The 15,138-nt window shown below is 73.6% G+C and carries 16 protein-coding genes; 9 read left to right on the top strand and 7 right to left on the bottom strand.

Annotation, left to right across the window (positions count from 1 at the left end; translation table 11 throughout):
* Positions 1-19 precede the first annotated feature (19 nt).
* Positions 20-1,636, bottom strand: a complete 1,617-nt coding sequence (locus FB457_RS20455) for a VWA domain-containing protein (protein WP_145782741.1) — start codon at positions 1,634-1,636, stop codon at positions 20-22.
* A gap of 353 nt (positions 1,637-1,989) precedes the next feature.
* Here FB457_RS20455 and FB457_RS20460 point away from each other — a divergent pair, with 353 nt between their 5' ends.
* Positions 1,990-2,607, top strand: a complete 618-nt coding sequence (locus FB457_RS20460) for a hypothetical protein (RefSeq protein ID WP_047016750.1) — start codon at positions 1,990-1,992, stop codon at positions 2,605-2,607.
* A gap of 151 nt (positions 2,608-2,758) precedes the next feature.
* Here the strand turns inward: FB457_RS20460 and FB457_RS20465 are convergent, their stop codons facing one another.
* Positions 2,759-3,517, bottom strand: coding sequence for a GNAT family N-acetyltransferase (locus tag FB457_RS20465; protein ID WP_145782833.1), 759 nt, complete (start codon positions 3,515-3,517; stop codon positions 2,759-2,761).
* Between the two features lie 328 nt (positions 3,518-3,845).
* Between FB457_RS20465 and FB457_RS20470 the strand changes: the two genes are divergently transcribed.
* Positions 3,846-4,421 (top strand): DUF4240 domain-containing protein, encoded by a 576-nt coding sequence (locus FB457_RS20470; RefSeq protein WP_145782743.1) that lies wholly within the window; start codon positions 3,846-3,848, stop codon positions 4,419-4,421.
* Between the two features lie 82 nt (positions 4,422-4,503).
* Here FB457_RS20470 and thiC read toward each other — a convergent pair whose 3' ends face one another.
* A complete protein-coding gene (gene thiC, locus FB457_RS20475; RefSeq protein WP_047016753.1) occupies positions 4,504-6,312 on the bottom strand; it encodes a phosphomethylpyrimidine synthase ThiC in 1,809 nt (602 codons plus the stop codon).
* Positions 6,313-6,509: 197 nt separating this feature from the next.
* Here thiC and FB457_RS20480 point away from each other — a divergent pair, with 197 nt between their 5' ends.
* Entirely contained in the window at positions 6,510-7,979 is a 1,470-nt protein-coding gene (locus FB457_RS20480; RefSeq protein WP_145782745.1) for a YibE/F family protein, read from the top strand.
* Positions 7,980-8,004: 25 nt separating this feature from the next.
* On the opposite strand, the gene FB457_RS20485 is transcribed toward FB457_RS20480, so the two are convergent.
* Together FB457_RS20485 and FB457_RS20490 are read right to left on the bottom strand one after the other, a co-directional pair.
* Entirely contained in the window at positions 8,005-8,217 is a 213-nt protein-coding gene (locus FB457_RS20485) for a DUF5326 family protein (protein ID WP_047020110.1), read from the bottom strand.
* 137 nt (positions 8,218-8,354) lie between these two features.
* Positions 8,355-8,672 carry a cupin domain-containing protein gene (locus tag FB457_RS20490; RefSeq protein ID WP_047016755.1) on the bottom strand — a complete coding sequence of 106 codons (318 nt, stop codon included), beginning with the start codon at positions 8,670-8,672 and terminating at the stop codon, positions 8,355-8,357.
* Between the two features lie 56 nt (positions 8,673-8,728).
* Between FB457_RS20490 and FB457_RS20495 the strand changes: the two genes are divergently transcribed.
* The 6 genes from FB457_RS20495 to FB457_RS20520 all read left to right on the top strand — a co-directional run bounded on the left by FB457_RS20495 (position 8,729) and on the right by FB457_RS20520 (position 13,463).
* Positions 8,729-9,103, top strand: coding sequence for a phage holin family protein (locus FB457_RS20495; protein ID WP_047016756.1), 375 nt, complete (start codon positions 8,729-8,731; stop codon positions 9,101-9,103).
* Between the two features lie 104 nt (positions 9,104-9,207).
* Positions 9,208-9,729: a low molecular weight protein-tyrosine-phosphatase gene (locus FB457_RS20500; RefSeq protein ID WP_047016757.1), complete on the top strand. Its 522-nt coding sequence runs from the start codon at positions 9,208-9,210 to the stop codon at positions 9,727-9,729.
* Positions 9,726-10,736 (top strand): fructosamine kinase family protein, encoded by a 1,011-nt coding sequence (locus FB457_RS20505; RefSeq protein WP_145782747.1) that lies wholly within the window; start codon positions 9,726-9,728, stop codon positions 10,734-10,736. Before FB457_RS20500 ends, FB457_RS20505 begins: the two co-directional genes overlap by 4 nt.
* Complete coding sequence (locus tag FB457_RS20510) at positions 10,733-11,980, top strand: cystathionine gamma-lyase (protein ID WP_347612137.1); 1,248 nt, start codon at positions 10,733-10,735, stop codon at positions 11,978-11,980. The genes FB457_RS20505 and FB457_RS20510 overlap by 4 nt, the downstream gene beginning before the upstream one ends.
* A 153-nt stretch (positions 11,981-12,133) precedes the next feature.
* The gene (locus tag FB457_RS20515) at positions 12,134-12,820 is read left to right on the top strand and encodes a WGxxGxxG family protein (RefSeq protein ID WP_145782749.1); all 687 of its coding nucleotides are present in this window, start codon (positions 12,134-12,136) and stop codon (positions 12,818-12,820) included.
* Between the two features lie 169 nt (positions 12,821-12,989).
* Positions 12,990-13,463 (top strand): NUDIX hydrolase, encoded by a 474-nt coding sequence (locus FB457_RS20520; RefSeq protein ID WP_047016761.1) that lies wholly within the window; start codon positions 12,990-12,992, stop codon positions 13,461-13,463.
* 7 nt (positions 13,464-13,470) lie between these two features.
* Here the strand turns inward: FB457_RS20520 and FB457_RS20525 are convergent, their stop codons facing one another.
* Together FB457_RS20525 and FB457_RS20530 are read right to left on the bottom strand one after the other, a co-directional pair.
* On the bottom strand, positions 13,471-14,103 hold the full coding sequence (locus FB457_RS20525; RefSeq protein WP_047016762.1) for an HAD family hydrolase: 633 nt from the start codon (positions 14,101-14,103) through the stop codon (positions 13,471-13,473).
* Between the two features lie 87 nt (positions 14,104-14,190).
* Positions 14,191-15,072: a hypothetical protein gene (locus FB457_RS20530; protein WP_047016763.1), complete on the bottom strand. Its 882-nt coding sequence runs from the start codon at positions 15,070-15,072 to the stop codon at positions 14,191-14,193.
* Positions 15,073-15,138 lie beyond the last annotated feature (66 nt).

The following is a 15,138-nucleotide window of genomic DNA, read 5'->3' on the forward strand; positions in this document are numbered from 1 at the left end:
AGTCGGGGGTGAAGGAAGGTCAGAGGATGCGTGCGCTGCGGGCGGCGGTGATCCAGCCGGGGAACTGAGAGAGGAGGCGGTCGTAGAGCTGCGGATCGGGGAGTCCGCTGATGTCGTCGACGGAGAAGAAGCCGACGTTGTCGACGCGGCGGCCACCGAGGCTGTCGAACCGTTCCAGTACGCCGTAGTCGGAGGCTCCCAGGCCCACGAACTGCCAGAAGATCGGCTCCTCGACCGCTTCGCGCAGCTCGCGCTCGATCTCCGCGTTGCGGTAGACCCCGCCGTCCGAGAAGAACAGCACGAGTGTGGGATCGGGAGCGGGGTTCTCCCGGACGTAGGCGCGGACTTCGGCGATGACCTTCTGCTCTTCGTTCTGGATACCGACCATCCGCATGTCGATCTGGCCGTTCTCCAGGCCCTTGCGCTTCTTGCGGGGGCGGAAGAGAGCGAGCTGCCCGACACGTACGTGCAGTCGCAGCCACTCGGGGAGGTCCCCCAGGAACAGGTCCGGAAGCCGGGCCGGATGGGAGGCGAACGTCCACGCCTGCATGGCCCCGTCGTCGTCCAGCTCCGCGGCGACCGCGGCCATGCGCTCGACGACGTCCGCGACGACGCCCTGGGCGTAGAGGCGGGTCATGGAGCCGGAGGCGTCCAGCACGACGATGACGCGCGCGGAGATATCCGCGGCCCCGTGCTTGCGCAGGCTGATGGCCACCTGCTCCTTGCGGAGCGACAGCCGCTTGCGCATGTCGACGGGCAGGTGCTCCTCGCCCTTGACCAGCCGCGGCCCGCCGGAAGCGGCGGGTGAGGCGGCCGGCGCCGGTGCGGGGTACGCGCCTGGGGCGGGTGGCGCGGCGGGGGCGGCCGACGGGTAAGGCGCGGGAGGCGGCGCGCCGGCGGGTGCCTGCGGCGCGGGCGCTGCCGGCGCAGGAGCCGGAGGCATGGGTGCCTGCGGCGCCGGGGGCGCGGGTGCCTGCGAAGCCGGGGGCGTCTGCGCGTGGGGCGGGGTGGGCGATGCCGGTGCGGGCGGTGGTGCCGCAGGGGCCGCGGGCGCGGGAGGTGGCAGGGTGGCCGGGGGCGGGGTGGGGGAGGGAGGGGGCGGGGAGTCGTCGACCGTGATGCCGAAGTCGGTGGCCAGGCCGGCGAGTCCGGAGGCGTAGCCCTGGCCCACCGCGCGGAACTTCCAGCGGCCCCCGCGCAGATACAGTTCGCCGCCGACGAACGCCGTCTCCGTCGTCGCCTCCATGTCGAAGCGGGCGAGTTCGGCGCCCGTTCCGGCGTCCAGGAGCCGCAGCGACAGGCCGGGCACCTGGCCGAAGGTGCCGCCGTCGGCCGAGGCGCACAGAACGACGCGTTCGATGCCCGGGCCCAGGGATTTCAGCAGCACCTCGACCGAGTCGGTGTAGCGGCCGCCCGCCTGCTGCTTGCCGAGGTGGGTGACCGCCTGGGAGGTGTGCTGCGGCTGGTTGTAGAAGACGAAGTCGCCGTCGTCGCGGACCCGGCCGGCGGCGGTGAGCAGCAGCGCCGAGGCGTCGACGTCGGGTACGCCGGGGCCTTCGGACCAGGAGAGTTCGGCGCGTACCGCGGGGGCGTCGACGGGCAGGTTGGCGCCTTTGGCGAGCGGTGCGGTGGCCATGGACTCGATCCCTCTCCGATGCGGTCGGACTGCGGCTGTGGCGGCGGCTGTGGCGGTGGCCGTGGTTGCGGCTGTGGTGGCGTATGACGTGCGGCGCACGGCAGGCTGTGCGCGGCGCACCGTGGTTCCGTGGGGGACGCCCGGCGCCGCGGCGTGGTTCCGCGGCCGGTGGCCGGGAGCCTGCCCTGGTCAGGTACAGCGTGTCATGCCGGGGAGGTAGCGGTAACGGGTGGTGGGACAGACCACGGGGGTACGTCGCTTGCCGCCGCGGGCTGACGCGGCGCGCCCCCGCCGCGGGCGAGGCTGCTGAAACCCGGATCGTCCGGGCCGACAGCCCTTGAGGAGCAGCTCTCTTGCGCTACGTACGCAGCAACCGCCTTCGCGCCGTCGCCCTCGCCGCCGCCCTGCTCGCGACGGCCACTGCCGGCACCGCCGCCGCGGCCGGCGACGCCCGCACCGACGACCGCGGCGCCAGGAACGTCCACGATGCAGGCGGCACGGACAGCGCCCCGGGCGCCGACCGCGGGCAGCGGCCCGCCGCTTCCCTGACCGGCACCGCGAAGCTCACCCGGTCGCTCGGCGACGACATCACGTTCTCCTTCGACGCCCGCCTCGCCGCGAAGCACAACGACAACCCCCGCCAGGCGACCGGCACGTTCCGCTTCAGCCATTACCTCGGCGGCGAGGGCGCGTGGGCGGAGGCCGACGTCGACTGCCTCGTCACCGGCGGCAAGGTCGCCGTCGTCTCCGGTGTCATCACCGACACCGACCTCCCCGGCGCGAAGGGCCTGCGCGTCGGCGTCACCGTCCACGACCAGGGCCGCCACGACCGTCTCGGCTACAGCTGGGCGGCCACGGGCAGCCCGGTGGAGGACGAGGACCTTGTGCCGTGCGTGAGTTCCGCCCCGTTCGAGAAGGTCAAGGGCGGCACCGGCGACTTCCGGGTCCAGCCCTGGCAACCGGAGCTCTGACCAGCGGAGCCCCGCCCGCCGGAGTTCCGACCGGAGTCATGCCCCCTGCGGGCGCCCGGAGTCGTGACCCGCGCGCCCCGCCCGCGGTACGGTCCCGGGGTGAGGTGATCTTCCGGGCGGCGGCAGCCGGCCGCAGCCCGCCGCCCCGGGTCTAGTCGGGCAGGGAGACGTACAGGCGGGTGCCGCCGGGGCGGTAGCCGACGCGGGTGTACGTGCCGCGGGAGCCCGCACCGGAGGACTCCAGCCACACCGACCCCGCCCCGCGCTCGAACATCGCCGCCGTCAGCGCCGCGGTCACCGCCGCCGCGACGCCGCGGCGCCGGTGCGCGGGGCGGGTGCCGACGCCGGCGAGTTCGGCGGTGTCCTCGGCCGGCGGCGAGCACGTCGCGCCGCCGGCGCAGCCGCCGTCCCCGGCCCGTACGAACCGCACCTCCCCGCCGTCCTCCCCCAGCCGCCGCAGCCGCGCCGCGCCTTCCGCGGACGCGGCGAAGGCGCCGCCGAACGCCTCGGCGAGCGCCGCGTCCAGCACCCGGAACTCCGCGTCGGTGGTGGGGGTCTCCACCCGCGGATGACTGCCGCCGGGCAGGGGAGCGGTGTACGTGTGCGGGGTGCAGACGAGGTATTCGTGCACGGCCTCCGTCGCGAACCCCGCCGCCCGCAGCGCCCCCGCCACCAGCGGCGCGGCCTGCGGCGCGAACTCCAGCCGCGGCAGCAGCCCCCGCTCCCGGAACGCGCCCACGAGCGCGGCGACGTCGGCGGGGGTGGGGGCGGTGCCGGGCAGCGGGGTCGCGTAGTTGAGGTAAGGGCTGTCGGTGTCGGCGGCGAAGCCGGCGACGAAGCCGCCGGTCTCGACGACGTCGGGGCGGCGGCGGAGGTTGGCGACGGCGAAGTTCTGGACCTGCTTGTCCATGGGGGTAGCCATGGTGGTATCGACCTCACGAAGTCTCTGACGTGCGCAGACAGGAGAGAGCGTGGGGCCGCCGTACGGGACGGGCGTGTCCGGCGCTGAAGAGCGGGCGGCTCCGCTACGGAAGCGGGCGGGCCGCTCGGCGCCGACGGCGGCCGCTGACGGGCGCCGGGATCAAAGGCTTCGTTCCTCACCGTGAGTGCGCCGGCGGACGGCCGGCGGAGGCGTCCGCGGGCGCGGACGGCGGCCAATGTCCCACGCCGTCCGCCGCCATGCAATGGCTTTACGGGATGAGACCGGAATGTCAGTGAGGGCTGCCACAGTACGGGCCATGGACATCGACCGGTTCTGGCATCTCGTCGAATCGGCGCGCTCCTCCGCGGCGGCGGACGGCGTGCCCTTCGACGAGGCGCTCGTGGGGCTCCTCGCGGGACTCCCCCGGCGGGAGATCCTGGCGTACGCGGAGCGGTTCGGCGAGGTGCACGGTGCCCTGTACCGCTGGGACGTGTGGGCGGCGGCGTATCTCATCGGCGGGGGCTGCTCGGACGACAGCTTCATGGACTTCCGCGCCGGGGTGATATCCCTCGGCCGCGAGTGGTACGAGCGCGCCGTGGCCGCGCCGGACAGCCTCGCCGAGCACCCGGCCGTCGCCGAGGCCGCGCGGGACGGCCACGACGAGGTCCTGTTCCACGAGGAGGTGAACTACGCGGCGGGCGCCGCCTTCGAGCGGCTGACGGGCAGCAGGGACGCCTTCCACGAGGCGTGGGCGGCGTACCGGCCGGCGGACGGCGAGGCCGGCACGGCACCCGACATGGGGGAGGACTTCGACTTCGACGACGACGGGGAGATGCAGAAACGCCTGCCACGCCTCGCCCGCCTCTACCTGGGCGCGGCCGACCGGGCGTAGCCGGAGGTACGAAGGGGCCGTGCCCGGCCGGAGCCCTCGGGGAGCACTCCGGCCGGGCCCGCTCGGGGCCGGGGTGCCGGGGTCAGTCCGCGAGAGGCAGATAGACGCGGTTGCCCGTGGCGGCGAACTCCCTGGACTTCTCCAGCATGCCGCGTTCGATCTCCTCCGCGGTCAGCTCCGCCTGGTCGTCGGAGCCGAAGCGTTCCGTGATGTTCCTGCTGATCTTCATCGAGCAGAACTTCGGGCCGCACATCGAGCAGAAGTGGGCCGTCTTCGCCGGCTCCGCCGGGAGGGTCGCGTCGTGGAACTCGCGGGCCGTGTCCGGGTCCAGGGCCAGGTTGAACTGGTCCTCCCAGCGGAACTCGAAGCGGGCGTCGGACAGGGCGTCGTCCCAGTCCTGGGCGCCCGGGTGGCCCTTGGCGAGGTCCGCGGCGTGGGCGGCGATCTTGTACGTGATGACGCCGGTCTTGACGTCGTCGCGGTCCGGGAGGCCGAGGTGTTCCTTCGGGGTGACGTAGCAGAGCATCGCCGTGCCCCACCAGGCGATCATCGCCGCGCCGATGCCGGACGTGATGTGGTCGTAGGCGGGCGCGATGTCGGTGGCCAGGGGGCCGAGGGTGTAGAACGGGGCCTCTTCGCAGATCTCCTGCTGGAGGTCGACGTTCTCCTTGATCTTGTGCATCGGGACGTGTCCCGGGCCCTCGATCATGGTCTGCACGCCGTGGGACTTCGCGATCCGGTTCAGTTCGCCGAGCGTGCGCAGCTCCGCGAACTGCGCCTCGTCGTTGGCGTCGGCGATCGAGCCGGGGCGCAGGCCGTCGCCGAGGGAGAACGTCACGTCGTACGCGGCGAGGATCTCGCACAGCTCGTCGAAGTGGGTGTAGAGGAACGACTCCCGGTGGTGGGCCAGGCACCAGGCGGCCATGATGGAGCCGCCGCGGGAGACGATGCCCGTCTTGCGGCGGGCGGTGAGCGGGACGTAGCGCAGCAGGACGCCGGCGTGGACGGTCATGTAGTCGACGCCCTGCTCGCACTGTTCGAGGACGGTGTCCTTGTAGACGTCCCAGCTCAGTTCCTCGGCGCGGCCGTCGACCTTCTCCAGTGCCTGGTAGAGCGGCACGGTGCCGATGGGCACGGGGGAGTTGCGCAGGATCCACTCGCGGGTGGTGTGGATGTTGCGGCCGGTGGACAGGTCCATGACCGTGTCGGCGCCCCAGCGGGTGGCCCACGTCATCTTCTCCACCTCCTCCTCGATGGAGGAGGTGACGGCCGAGTTGCCGATGTTGGCGTTCACCTTCACCAGGAAGTTCTTGCCGATGATCATCGGTTCGGACTCGGGGTGGTTGACGTTCGCGGGGAGCACGGCGCGGCCGGCCGCGATCTCGTCGCGGACGAAGGCGGGCTCGACGCGCTCGCGGAGCGCGACGAACTCCATCTCGGCGGTGATCTCCCCGCGTCTGGCGTACGCGAGTTGGGTGACGGCCGCGCCGCGGGCGCGCCGCGGCTGGCGCGGACGGCCGGGGAAGACGGCGTCGAGGTTGCGCAGGCCGCCGCGGGGCGAGGTGTGTTTGAGGCCGTCGTCCTCGGGGCGGGGCGGGCGGCCCGGGTACTCCTCGGTGTCGCCGCGGGCGATGATCCAGTTGTCGCGCAGCGGGGTGAGCCCGCGGCGTACGTCGGTGTCGGTGGTCGGGTCGGTGTACGGCCCGGACGTGTCGTACAGCGTCACGTCCTGGCCGTTGGTGAGGTGCACGCGCCGCACCGGGACCCTGATGTCGGGCCGTGCGGGGTGCTCGAGGTGGTCCTTGTGCCAGCCGATCGCGCTGGTTTCCGCGGACTTCGCGGATTCCGCGGAGTCCCCGGTGGCGGGCGTACGTGCATCCGAAACGGTCATGGAGACCCACTCCCTACGCCGGCATTACCCGGTAACAGGTTCGGCGGTCGGCGCAGCCTCGGTCCGGATCCGGATCCGTCAGCGCCCTCTCAGCCCGGTGCTCCGAGCTCCCGCGGTGTGCATTTCGCCGACCACGCTAACCGCTGCACGCACCGGTACGAAAGAGGGCCCCGGGGCACTCCTGCGATGATCTGGCGGTGACACATGCGCACAGCCACCACCACGGCGTCCCCGCCCCGCCCGCCTCGCACCGGCTGCGCAGGGTGATCGCCGCGGTGCTCGTCCCCTTCGCGCTGGCGGTGCTCGCCGGGCTGATCGCGCTCTGGCCGGGGAGTGAACCGGCGGGCGAGCGCAGCGGCATCGGCTTCGACCAGGAGCGGCAGCGGGCGAAGGTCACGAAGGTCGAGGAGGTGAAGTGCGCGGACGTGGGCGCACAGATCCAGGAGCAGGGGCCGCCGGGCGGCGGGGGCGACACCGACGAGCCGCGGCCCGACGAGGACGCGGTGTGCGAGCAGGCGACGATCGAGGTGACGTCGGGCAAGCACGCCGGGCGGGCCTTCACGGAGATCGTCGCGCCCGACGCGTCCCGGCGGTACGAGGTGGGGCAGGAGCTCGTCGTCTCCTACTCGCCGAAGGCGCCGCGCGAGCTGCAGTACGCCGTCTCCGACGTGGTACGCACCGTGCCGATGACGGCGCTGGCGCTGCTGTTCGCGGTGGCGGTGGTCGTCGTCGGGCGGCTGCGCGGGCTCGCGGCGCTCGCGGCGCTCGCGGTGAGCTTCGCGATCCTGATCCTTTTCATCCTGCCGGCGATCCTCGACGGGTCGAACCCGCTGGTGGTGGCGGTGGTCGGGGGCAGCGCCATCATGCTGATCGCGCTCTATCTGTGTCACGGCTTCAACGTGCGTACGTCGGTGGCCGCCCTGGGCACGCTCGTGTCGCTGCTGCTGATCGGGCTGCTGGGGTCGCTGTTCATCGGCTGGTCGAAACTGACCGGGAACACCGACGACTTCACGGGGCTCATCCACACCCAGTACCCGGACATCGACATGAGCGGGCTGCTGCTCGCGGGGGTGCTGATCGGCTCGCTCGGAGTGCTCGACGACGTGACGGTGACGCAGGCGTCCGCGGTGTGGGAGCTGCGGCAGGCCGATCCGTCGGCGTCGTGGCGGAAGTTGTACGCGTCCGCGATGCGGATCGGGCGCGATCACATCGCGTCGGTGGTGAACACGCTGGTCCTCGCGTACGCGGGGGCGGCGCTGCCGCTGTTGCTGCTCTTCACGATCGCCGACCAGGGCGTCGGCACGGTGGCGACGAGCGAGTTCGTCGCCGAGGAGATCGTACGGACCCTCGTGGGCAGCATCGGGCTGGTCGCGTCGGTGCCGCTGACGACGGGGCTCGCGGCGCTCGTCGTCTCCGCCGACCGCCGCCACGGGGCGGGGCCGGGATCGGGACCGGGACCGGTGCCGGGTGCGGAACCGGGCGGGAGCTGGGGCCCGGGTGCCGGTACGGGTACGGGAGCGGATCCGCGTACGGGACCGGGTTGGGGGCCGGGTGCCCCTGGGGACCCCGGGGGCCGGGCGGCGGGCACGGGCTCCGGCCCTGCCGCGGCTCCCCCCGAGGGCCGCTCCCGCCGCCGGGGCGGCGGCGGACGGCGGCGCCGGAGGTAGCGCCGGAGACGGGGGAGCCGGCCGGCTACCAGTCGTTCTTCGACGACGACGCGGTCATGAACTTCCGCACCAGGAAGATCGCACCCGCGATCAGCGCCGCGGCCAGCAGCACCTTGAAGAGCAGGCCGATGATGAAGCCGACCAGCGCCATGATCAGGCTGCCGAAGACCACCAGCACGATCGCCGGGATCAGCACCCACGTCACCCACCACGGCAGTCCCGCGGTGATCTCTTTCACGGACACGGTCATTCCTCCTCCGGTACGCCGGGGTTGTCCCGGTGCCTTCGATGCTAGGACGCCGGGCGGGCGGATGGGAGTGCCCCCTGCCCCGGTCCACCCCGGAACGAACCCTGAGGCGACCCTGAGGGACTGATTCACGCCTCGGGTGGAGAGAAGACCACCAGAACCCGGAGATCCTCGGTGATGTGGTGGAAACGATGCGGTACGCCCGCCGGTACGTAGACGACGCAGCCCCTGCCGACCTGCAGGGTTTCGTCGCCGACGGTGACGGAGCCGCGACCGCTCATGATCACGTAGACCTCGTCCTGGCGATGGGGCTGCTGCGGATCGGACGCTCCCGCGTCCAGCGCGTAGAGGCCCACCGACATGTTCCGCTCGCGCACGAACTGCAGGTACGCTCCGTCGTTCGCACGGCGCTCCGCCTCGAGGTCGTCCAGCCGGAATGCCTTCATCGTGCCCCATCCTCCGCGTCCATGGTGCTCCCGACTACCTCTGGAACGATCCACCCATGAAGACTTTCCTGATCAAGACCCTCGCCAACGCGGCGGCCCTCGCGGTCGCGGTCTGGCTGATCCCCGACATCGGGCTGACCGGTCACGACAACGCCGACAAGGCCGTCACACTGCTGCTGGTCGCGTTGATCTTCGGCGTCGTGAACTTCATCGTCAAGCCCCTCGTGCAACTCCTGTCGCTGCCGCTGCTGGTGCTCACCCTCGGGCTCTTCACGCTCGTGATCAACGCCTTGATGCTGATGCTCACCTCCTGGATCGCGGACAAAGCGGACTTGAGCTTCCATGTGGACGGATTCTGGACGGCGGTGCTCGGCGGACTGGTGATCAGCATCGTGTCGTGGGCGACGAGCATGGCCCTGGACCGGGACTGACGGCCGCGCACACCGGTACGGACCGGAGCGGCGCCCTCCGGGGCCGGGAACCGGCGCGGGAACCGGCCGCCGGCACCGGGCGCCCGCGCCCCGGCTGAGGCAGGATGGAGCGCATGCGAACGAGCGAACGCCCCCTCCCCGCGCCTTTCCGCGTCTGCTTCGTCTGCACCGGCAACATCTGCCGCTCGCCGATGGCCGAGGCCGTCTTCCGCGCCCGGGTCGCGGAAGCGGGGCTCGACGGCGAGATCGAGGTGGACAGCGCCGGCACCGACGGCTGGCACATCGGCGAAGCCGCCGACCCGCGCGCCGCCGCCGTGCTCACCGGGCACGGCTACGAGCTGGCGCACACCGCCCGGCAGTTCACGCCCGACTGGTTCGCCGAGCGCGACCTCGTCCTCGGCCTGGACGGCGGGCACGTCCGCAGGCTGCTCAAGATCGCGCCGACGCCCGTCGACGCCGAGAAGGTGCGGCTGCTGCTCTCCTTCGCGCCCGACCTCGACCTGACCGACGTCGAGGACCCGTACTACGGCGGCACCCGCGGCTTCGAAGAGGCTCTGGACCTGATCGAGACCGCCGCCGAGGGCCTGCTCCAGGCCGTACGCGACGAACTCACCGCCCGGCCGTGAGCCCCCCGCCGGCCGGCGCCGCGCGGGGCGCCGGGAACGCCCCCCGGGCCGTCGAGGCCCGCGCCGCCGCGCTCGCCGGCGCTCCCGTACGGACCGCGCGCCCCGTCGGCGGCGGGGACATCTCCGCCGCGCACCGCCTCGAACTCGCCGACGGCCGCCGCGTCTTCGCCAAGACCCGCGCCGGCGCCCCCGCGGACTTCTTCGCCGCCGAAGCACACGGCCTGCGCCTCCTCGCGGAGACCGGCACCGTCCCCGTCCCCGCCGTGCTCGGCGAGGAGCCCGGGATGATCCTGCTGGAGTGGGTCGAGCCGGGCCCCGCGACCGCCGCGCAGGCCGAGCGGCTGGGCCGCGACCTCGCCGCGCTGCACGCCACCCCCGCCGCCGCCTTCGGCACCCCCTGGCCCGCCTACATCGGCTCGCTCCCGCTGCCGTCCCCGGGCCCACCGGGAACACCGGACCCGCCCGGCACCGCGGACACCCCCGGCCCTCCGGATCCGGCTCCGGAACCACCCCCTGAGCACACCGGACATGCGCCTGCCTCCCCCGCTGACTGGCCCGCCTTCTACGCCGGGCACCGGCTGCTTCCCTTTCTACGTCTCGCCACTGACAACGGCGCCCTCACACCCGCCGACACCCGCGCCGTCGAGCGCCTCTGCGACGTGATCGACCAGGTCACGGGCCCGCCGCAGCCGCCCGCCGTCATCCACGGCGACCTCTGGTCCGGCAACGTGCAGTGGTCGGCGGGCGACCGCGCGTACCTCATCGACCCCGCCGCGCAGGGCGGCCATCCCGAGGTCGACCTCGCGTTCCTGGAGCTCTTCGGCTGCCCGCAGCTCGGGCGGCTGCTCGCGGCGTACGAGGAGGTGCGCCCGCTGCCCGGCCGCCGCGGCCGGGTGCCGCTGTACCAACTCCACCATCTGCTCGTGCACGCCGCGCTGTTCGGCGCCGGCTACGGCGCGCAGTGCGGCGCCGCGGCGCGCGCGGCCCTGGAAGGAGCCGGCCGATGACCCCGGACGACACCCCGCACGCGGACCCGCCCCCGCGGCACACCGCCGAAACACCCGAAACACCCGAAACACCCGAAGCGGCCGACTCGGCCGCAGCCGACGCCACCCGCGTCGTACGCGCCGGCCTCCCCGCCCCCGAGCCGTACGAACCCGCCCTCCCCGGCCCCGTCTTCGCCGCCCACTACCACCTCCCCGGCGACGTCACCGCCGCCCCCTACGACTACGGCCGCGACGCCAACCCCACCTGGACCCGCCTCGAAGCCGCCCTCGCCGAGCTGGAGTCGCCCGGCGTCCCCGCCGAGGCCGTGGCCTTCGCCTCCGGCATGGCCGCGATCACCGCCGCCCTCATGGCCGTCCCCGGACCGCCGCGGGACGGGGGCGCGCCCCGCGGCCACGTCGTCCTCCCCTCCGACGGCTACAACCTCGTCCCCGGCGGCCTCCGCGCCCTCCTCCAGGAGCACGGCACCGACGTCCGCACCGCCCCCACCGCCGGCGACGCCCAGGCCGAACTCCTCGACGGCGCCCGCCTCCTGTGGCTGGAGACCCCCTCCAACCCCGGCCTCGACGTCTGCGACATCCGCCGCCTCGCCGCCGCCGCGCACGCCGCGGGCGCGCTCGTCGCCGTCGACAACACCCTGCCGACCCCCCTCGGCCAGCGCCCCCTGGAGCTCGGCGCCGACCTCTCCGTCGCCAGCGGCACCAAGGCGCTCACCGGCCACGGCGACGTCCTCCTCGGCTACGCCGTCACCCGCGACCCCGCGCTCGCCCGCCGGCTGCGCACCTGGCGGAAGACCGCGGGCGCCATCCCCGGGCCGATGGAGGCGTGGCTCGCGCACCGTTCGCTGGCGACGCTGGAGTTGCGCACCGGGCGCCAGGCGGCGAACGCCCTCGCCGTGGCCGAAGCGCTGCGCGCGACGCCGGGGGTACGGGACGTGCGCCACCCCGGCCTGCCGTCCGACCCCGCGCACGCGCTCGCCGCGCGCCAGATGCGCGCCGGGCGGTACGGGTGCGTGGTGGCGTTCACGCTGCCGGACCGGGCGGCGGCGGAGCGGTTCCTGGGCGCGGCGCGGCTGGTCGACGAGGCGACGAGCTTCGGCGGCGTGCGCTCGACCGCGGAGCGGCGCGGGCGCTGGGGCGGGGACGCGGTGCCGGAGGGCTTCGTCAGGTTCTCCGCGGGCGTCGAGGACAGCGCGGACCTCGTCGCTGACCTGCGCGAAGCGCTCGCGTACGCGCTCGGCCGCTGACTCCGTACACAACCGGGAAAAGCCCGGCGAAAGCGACAAAACTCGCGTAAATCGGTAGGGCATGTGTTCATGGTGTGTGGGGGAGCCGCGGGCACGCGGGTCGGGAGCCGCGTCGAGACGCCCGTCGGCACAGCTCTCAAGGGAGATCACACCATGCGTAAGATCGCCGCAGCACTGGGAGCGGCCGGGGTCGTCGCCCTGGCTCCCCTGACCGGCGCGAGCGCGCAGCCCGCCGCCACCCCGGCGGACAACCCCCAGACCACGGTCCAGCAGGAGCAGGGTCCGCGCGGCCCGAAGGGCGACAGCGCGAGCAACTGGGGCCTGCTGGGTCTGGCCGGCCTGCTCGGCCTCGCCGGTCTCGCGAAGAAGTCCGGCACGAGCCAGCGCCGCGGCGACGTCTCCGACCGCGCCGCCCAGACGACGGGCACGCGCCGCGAGTACGGCATGGAGCACGACACCCACGGGCACGCCCGCGGCCACGGCAAGGACGCCGGCCAGATGGACAAGTCCGGCGAGGAGATGCGCGGCGGCGAGCACCCCAAACACGGGGACAAGCACGGCAGGCACGGGGACAAGCACGGCAGGCACGGCGACAAGCGCGGCATGTCCGGCGACACGTCCGGCACTTCGGCTTCGTCCGGCATGCAGGGCGGCAAGTCCGGCGCGTCCGGCGGCACGTCCCGTACGTCCCCCTCGCCCGACCCCGGCCGCACCACGCACAGCGACATCACCGGCGGCACCGCGCACGAGAGCAAACCCGGCACCGACCAGAGCGGCACCACGCACCGGGTCTTCGGCAAGGACGAGCCGGCCCCCGGCGACGACGACAAGCGGCGGTGACCGCCCAGGCGCCCCACCGCCGGATCACCGCCCGTCCCGTCGACGCCCCCGCGCCCCGCGCGCGCCCGGCGCGGCGGGGACGGGGGTGTTCCCACCGTACGCACCGCTCCGCCGCATTCCTCCGCCGGCCGCGGGTTTCGACCACCGCCCCGCGTGCCACATACATCCCATGACCGTGTCCCACCGGCCGGTGGTCAAGCGCACCGCCCGCGCCGTCCTCCTGGACGGCGACGAGATGCTGCTCATCAAGCGCACCAAGCCGGGCCGCGAGCCCTACTGGATCACTCCCGGCGGCGGCGTCGAGCCCGCGGACGCCTCCGTCGTCGCCGCGCTGCACCGCGAGGTCGACGAGGAGCTGGGCGCCCGCGTCACCGGAGTCGTCCCCGTCTTCGTCGACACCGTCCCGGAGGACGGGCGCGGGGTGAAGGTCCAGCACTTCTTCGCCTGCCGGCTGGCGTCCATGGATCCGGCCCGGCGCCACGGCCCCGAAGTCGACGAGCCCTGCGGCGAGTACGAGACGGTGCGCATCCCCTTCACCCGCGAAGGCGTCGACTCCGTCGACGTCGTTCCGCCCAGCCTGCGCGCCTATCTGCGCACGAACATCGAGGGCGTCCTCGCCGTCCTCGCCGACGACTTCGGCTAGCGGCCCCTCACCCGCCGGTGAGGGTCAGCGCGTACGCCTCCCGCAGGTCCCGGCCGCTGTACGCGTGCGAGGCGAGGCCGCTCACATGGTGGTCGGCGTTGACGGCGACCGACCGGGGCACCACCGCGAAGAGGTCGGTGTCCGACATGGAGTCCCCGTACGCCACGCAGTCCGCCCGCGTCAGCCCGTACTCCGCGCAGAGCAGATCCGCGATCCGCACCTTGTCGGGCGGCCCGAGGATGCCCGCCATGTCGACGGGCTCGCGGAACGGCAGCGCCGGGAACCGCGACCCGTGCGCCGCGTGCACCCCCCACTCCAGCAGGCGTTCGACGAAGAAGCCGGGCGCCAGGGAGATGACCGCGCAGTGCTCCCCGCGGGCGGTGATGTCCGCCCACACCTCGCGGATCCCCGCGAGCCACGGCGCGCCCGCGAACGCCCGGCCCAGGATCTCGGGCGTGAGGCTGCTCCACATGCCGTGGGCGTTCTCGGCGTAGTCGTATGTGTCGATCTCGCCGGAGACGAACGCCGCGTCCAGCGCCTGGAACTCCGCGACCAGGCCCAGTTGCCGCGCCAGCTCGATGTTCGCGGAGGAGCCGTGCAGCAGGGTGCCGTCCATGTCGAAGATGTGCAGCCGGGACATGGCGTGAGGCTAGGACGTGCGCACACCCGCGGACAAACGATTACTTGCGCCACACCCCGTGCCGTGACGCGGCGCGGCACCGCGGGGTCAGTCCGGGTCGTGCTCCGGGCCGCCGTAGTCGGGGCTGGTGAAGTCGGGGCTCGAATAGCTCGGTCCGTCCTTCGACTGGCCGTCGTCGGGGCTGGAGAACGCCGGGCGCGAGTAGCCCAGCCGCGGGGTGCGGGTGGCGGTCGGGTCGGTACGCACCGCGGGGTACGCCCCGCCGCCCCCGGCGCCGCCGCCCTCGGGTCCCGCGTCCGGGCCGCCGCCCTCGGTGCCGCCGGCGAGGGCCTGCTCGATGAAGGGCTGGATGCCGCGTTCGAGGAGCGCCGCGCGCCACTCCTCGCGGGCGCGGTCGACCTGCTCGGTCAGGTCCCGGCTGGCCGCCGCCCTGATGGACGTCGAGCCGTTGCGCACCGCCGTCAGCAGCAGCGCGACCATCGAGATGACGATGGCGGCGGCCGCGAGGATCGCGAAGATCCAGCCCGCCTGGCGCATCGAGGAGGCCACGGACGGCTCGGGGTTCATCAAGTGCAGCAGATAGCCGACGAGAAGGAAGATCACCGCCGCCGTACCGGCCAGCACCGGCACCAGCACGGCCGCCGCGGCGGCCACCCCCGCACTGGAGTTGTCGCCCTGGGCGCCGCCCCGCGCGCCGGAGAAACGGATACCGTCAGGGCCGCCCAGCGTCCCGCCGCCCGCCGAGGGCCGGCGCAACTCCGTGCGCAGCCCTACATACCGCTCGTATTCGGCCGACGCGGTCGCGGAAATCTCGGCCGTGGCGCCGAGGGCCCGGGTGCGGAGCTGCTCGGGGTTGAGCGGCCGTCCGCCGCCGGCGCCGACCGTGAACTCGGCGTTGTGCAGCGCGGTATCGAGGAGCCGCTCGAACTCCGGGCGGTCCTCGGTCAGCAGATGCGACGCACGGGTCATGTGCTTGTGCTCCCCCGGATGGGCAGGCAACAAGGCAAACGGGGACGGAGCGTGCCTGCGGCGCTA

It is taken from the genome of Streptomyces sp. CNZ287 (assembly GCF_007827615.1).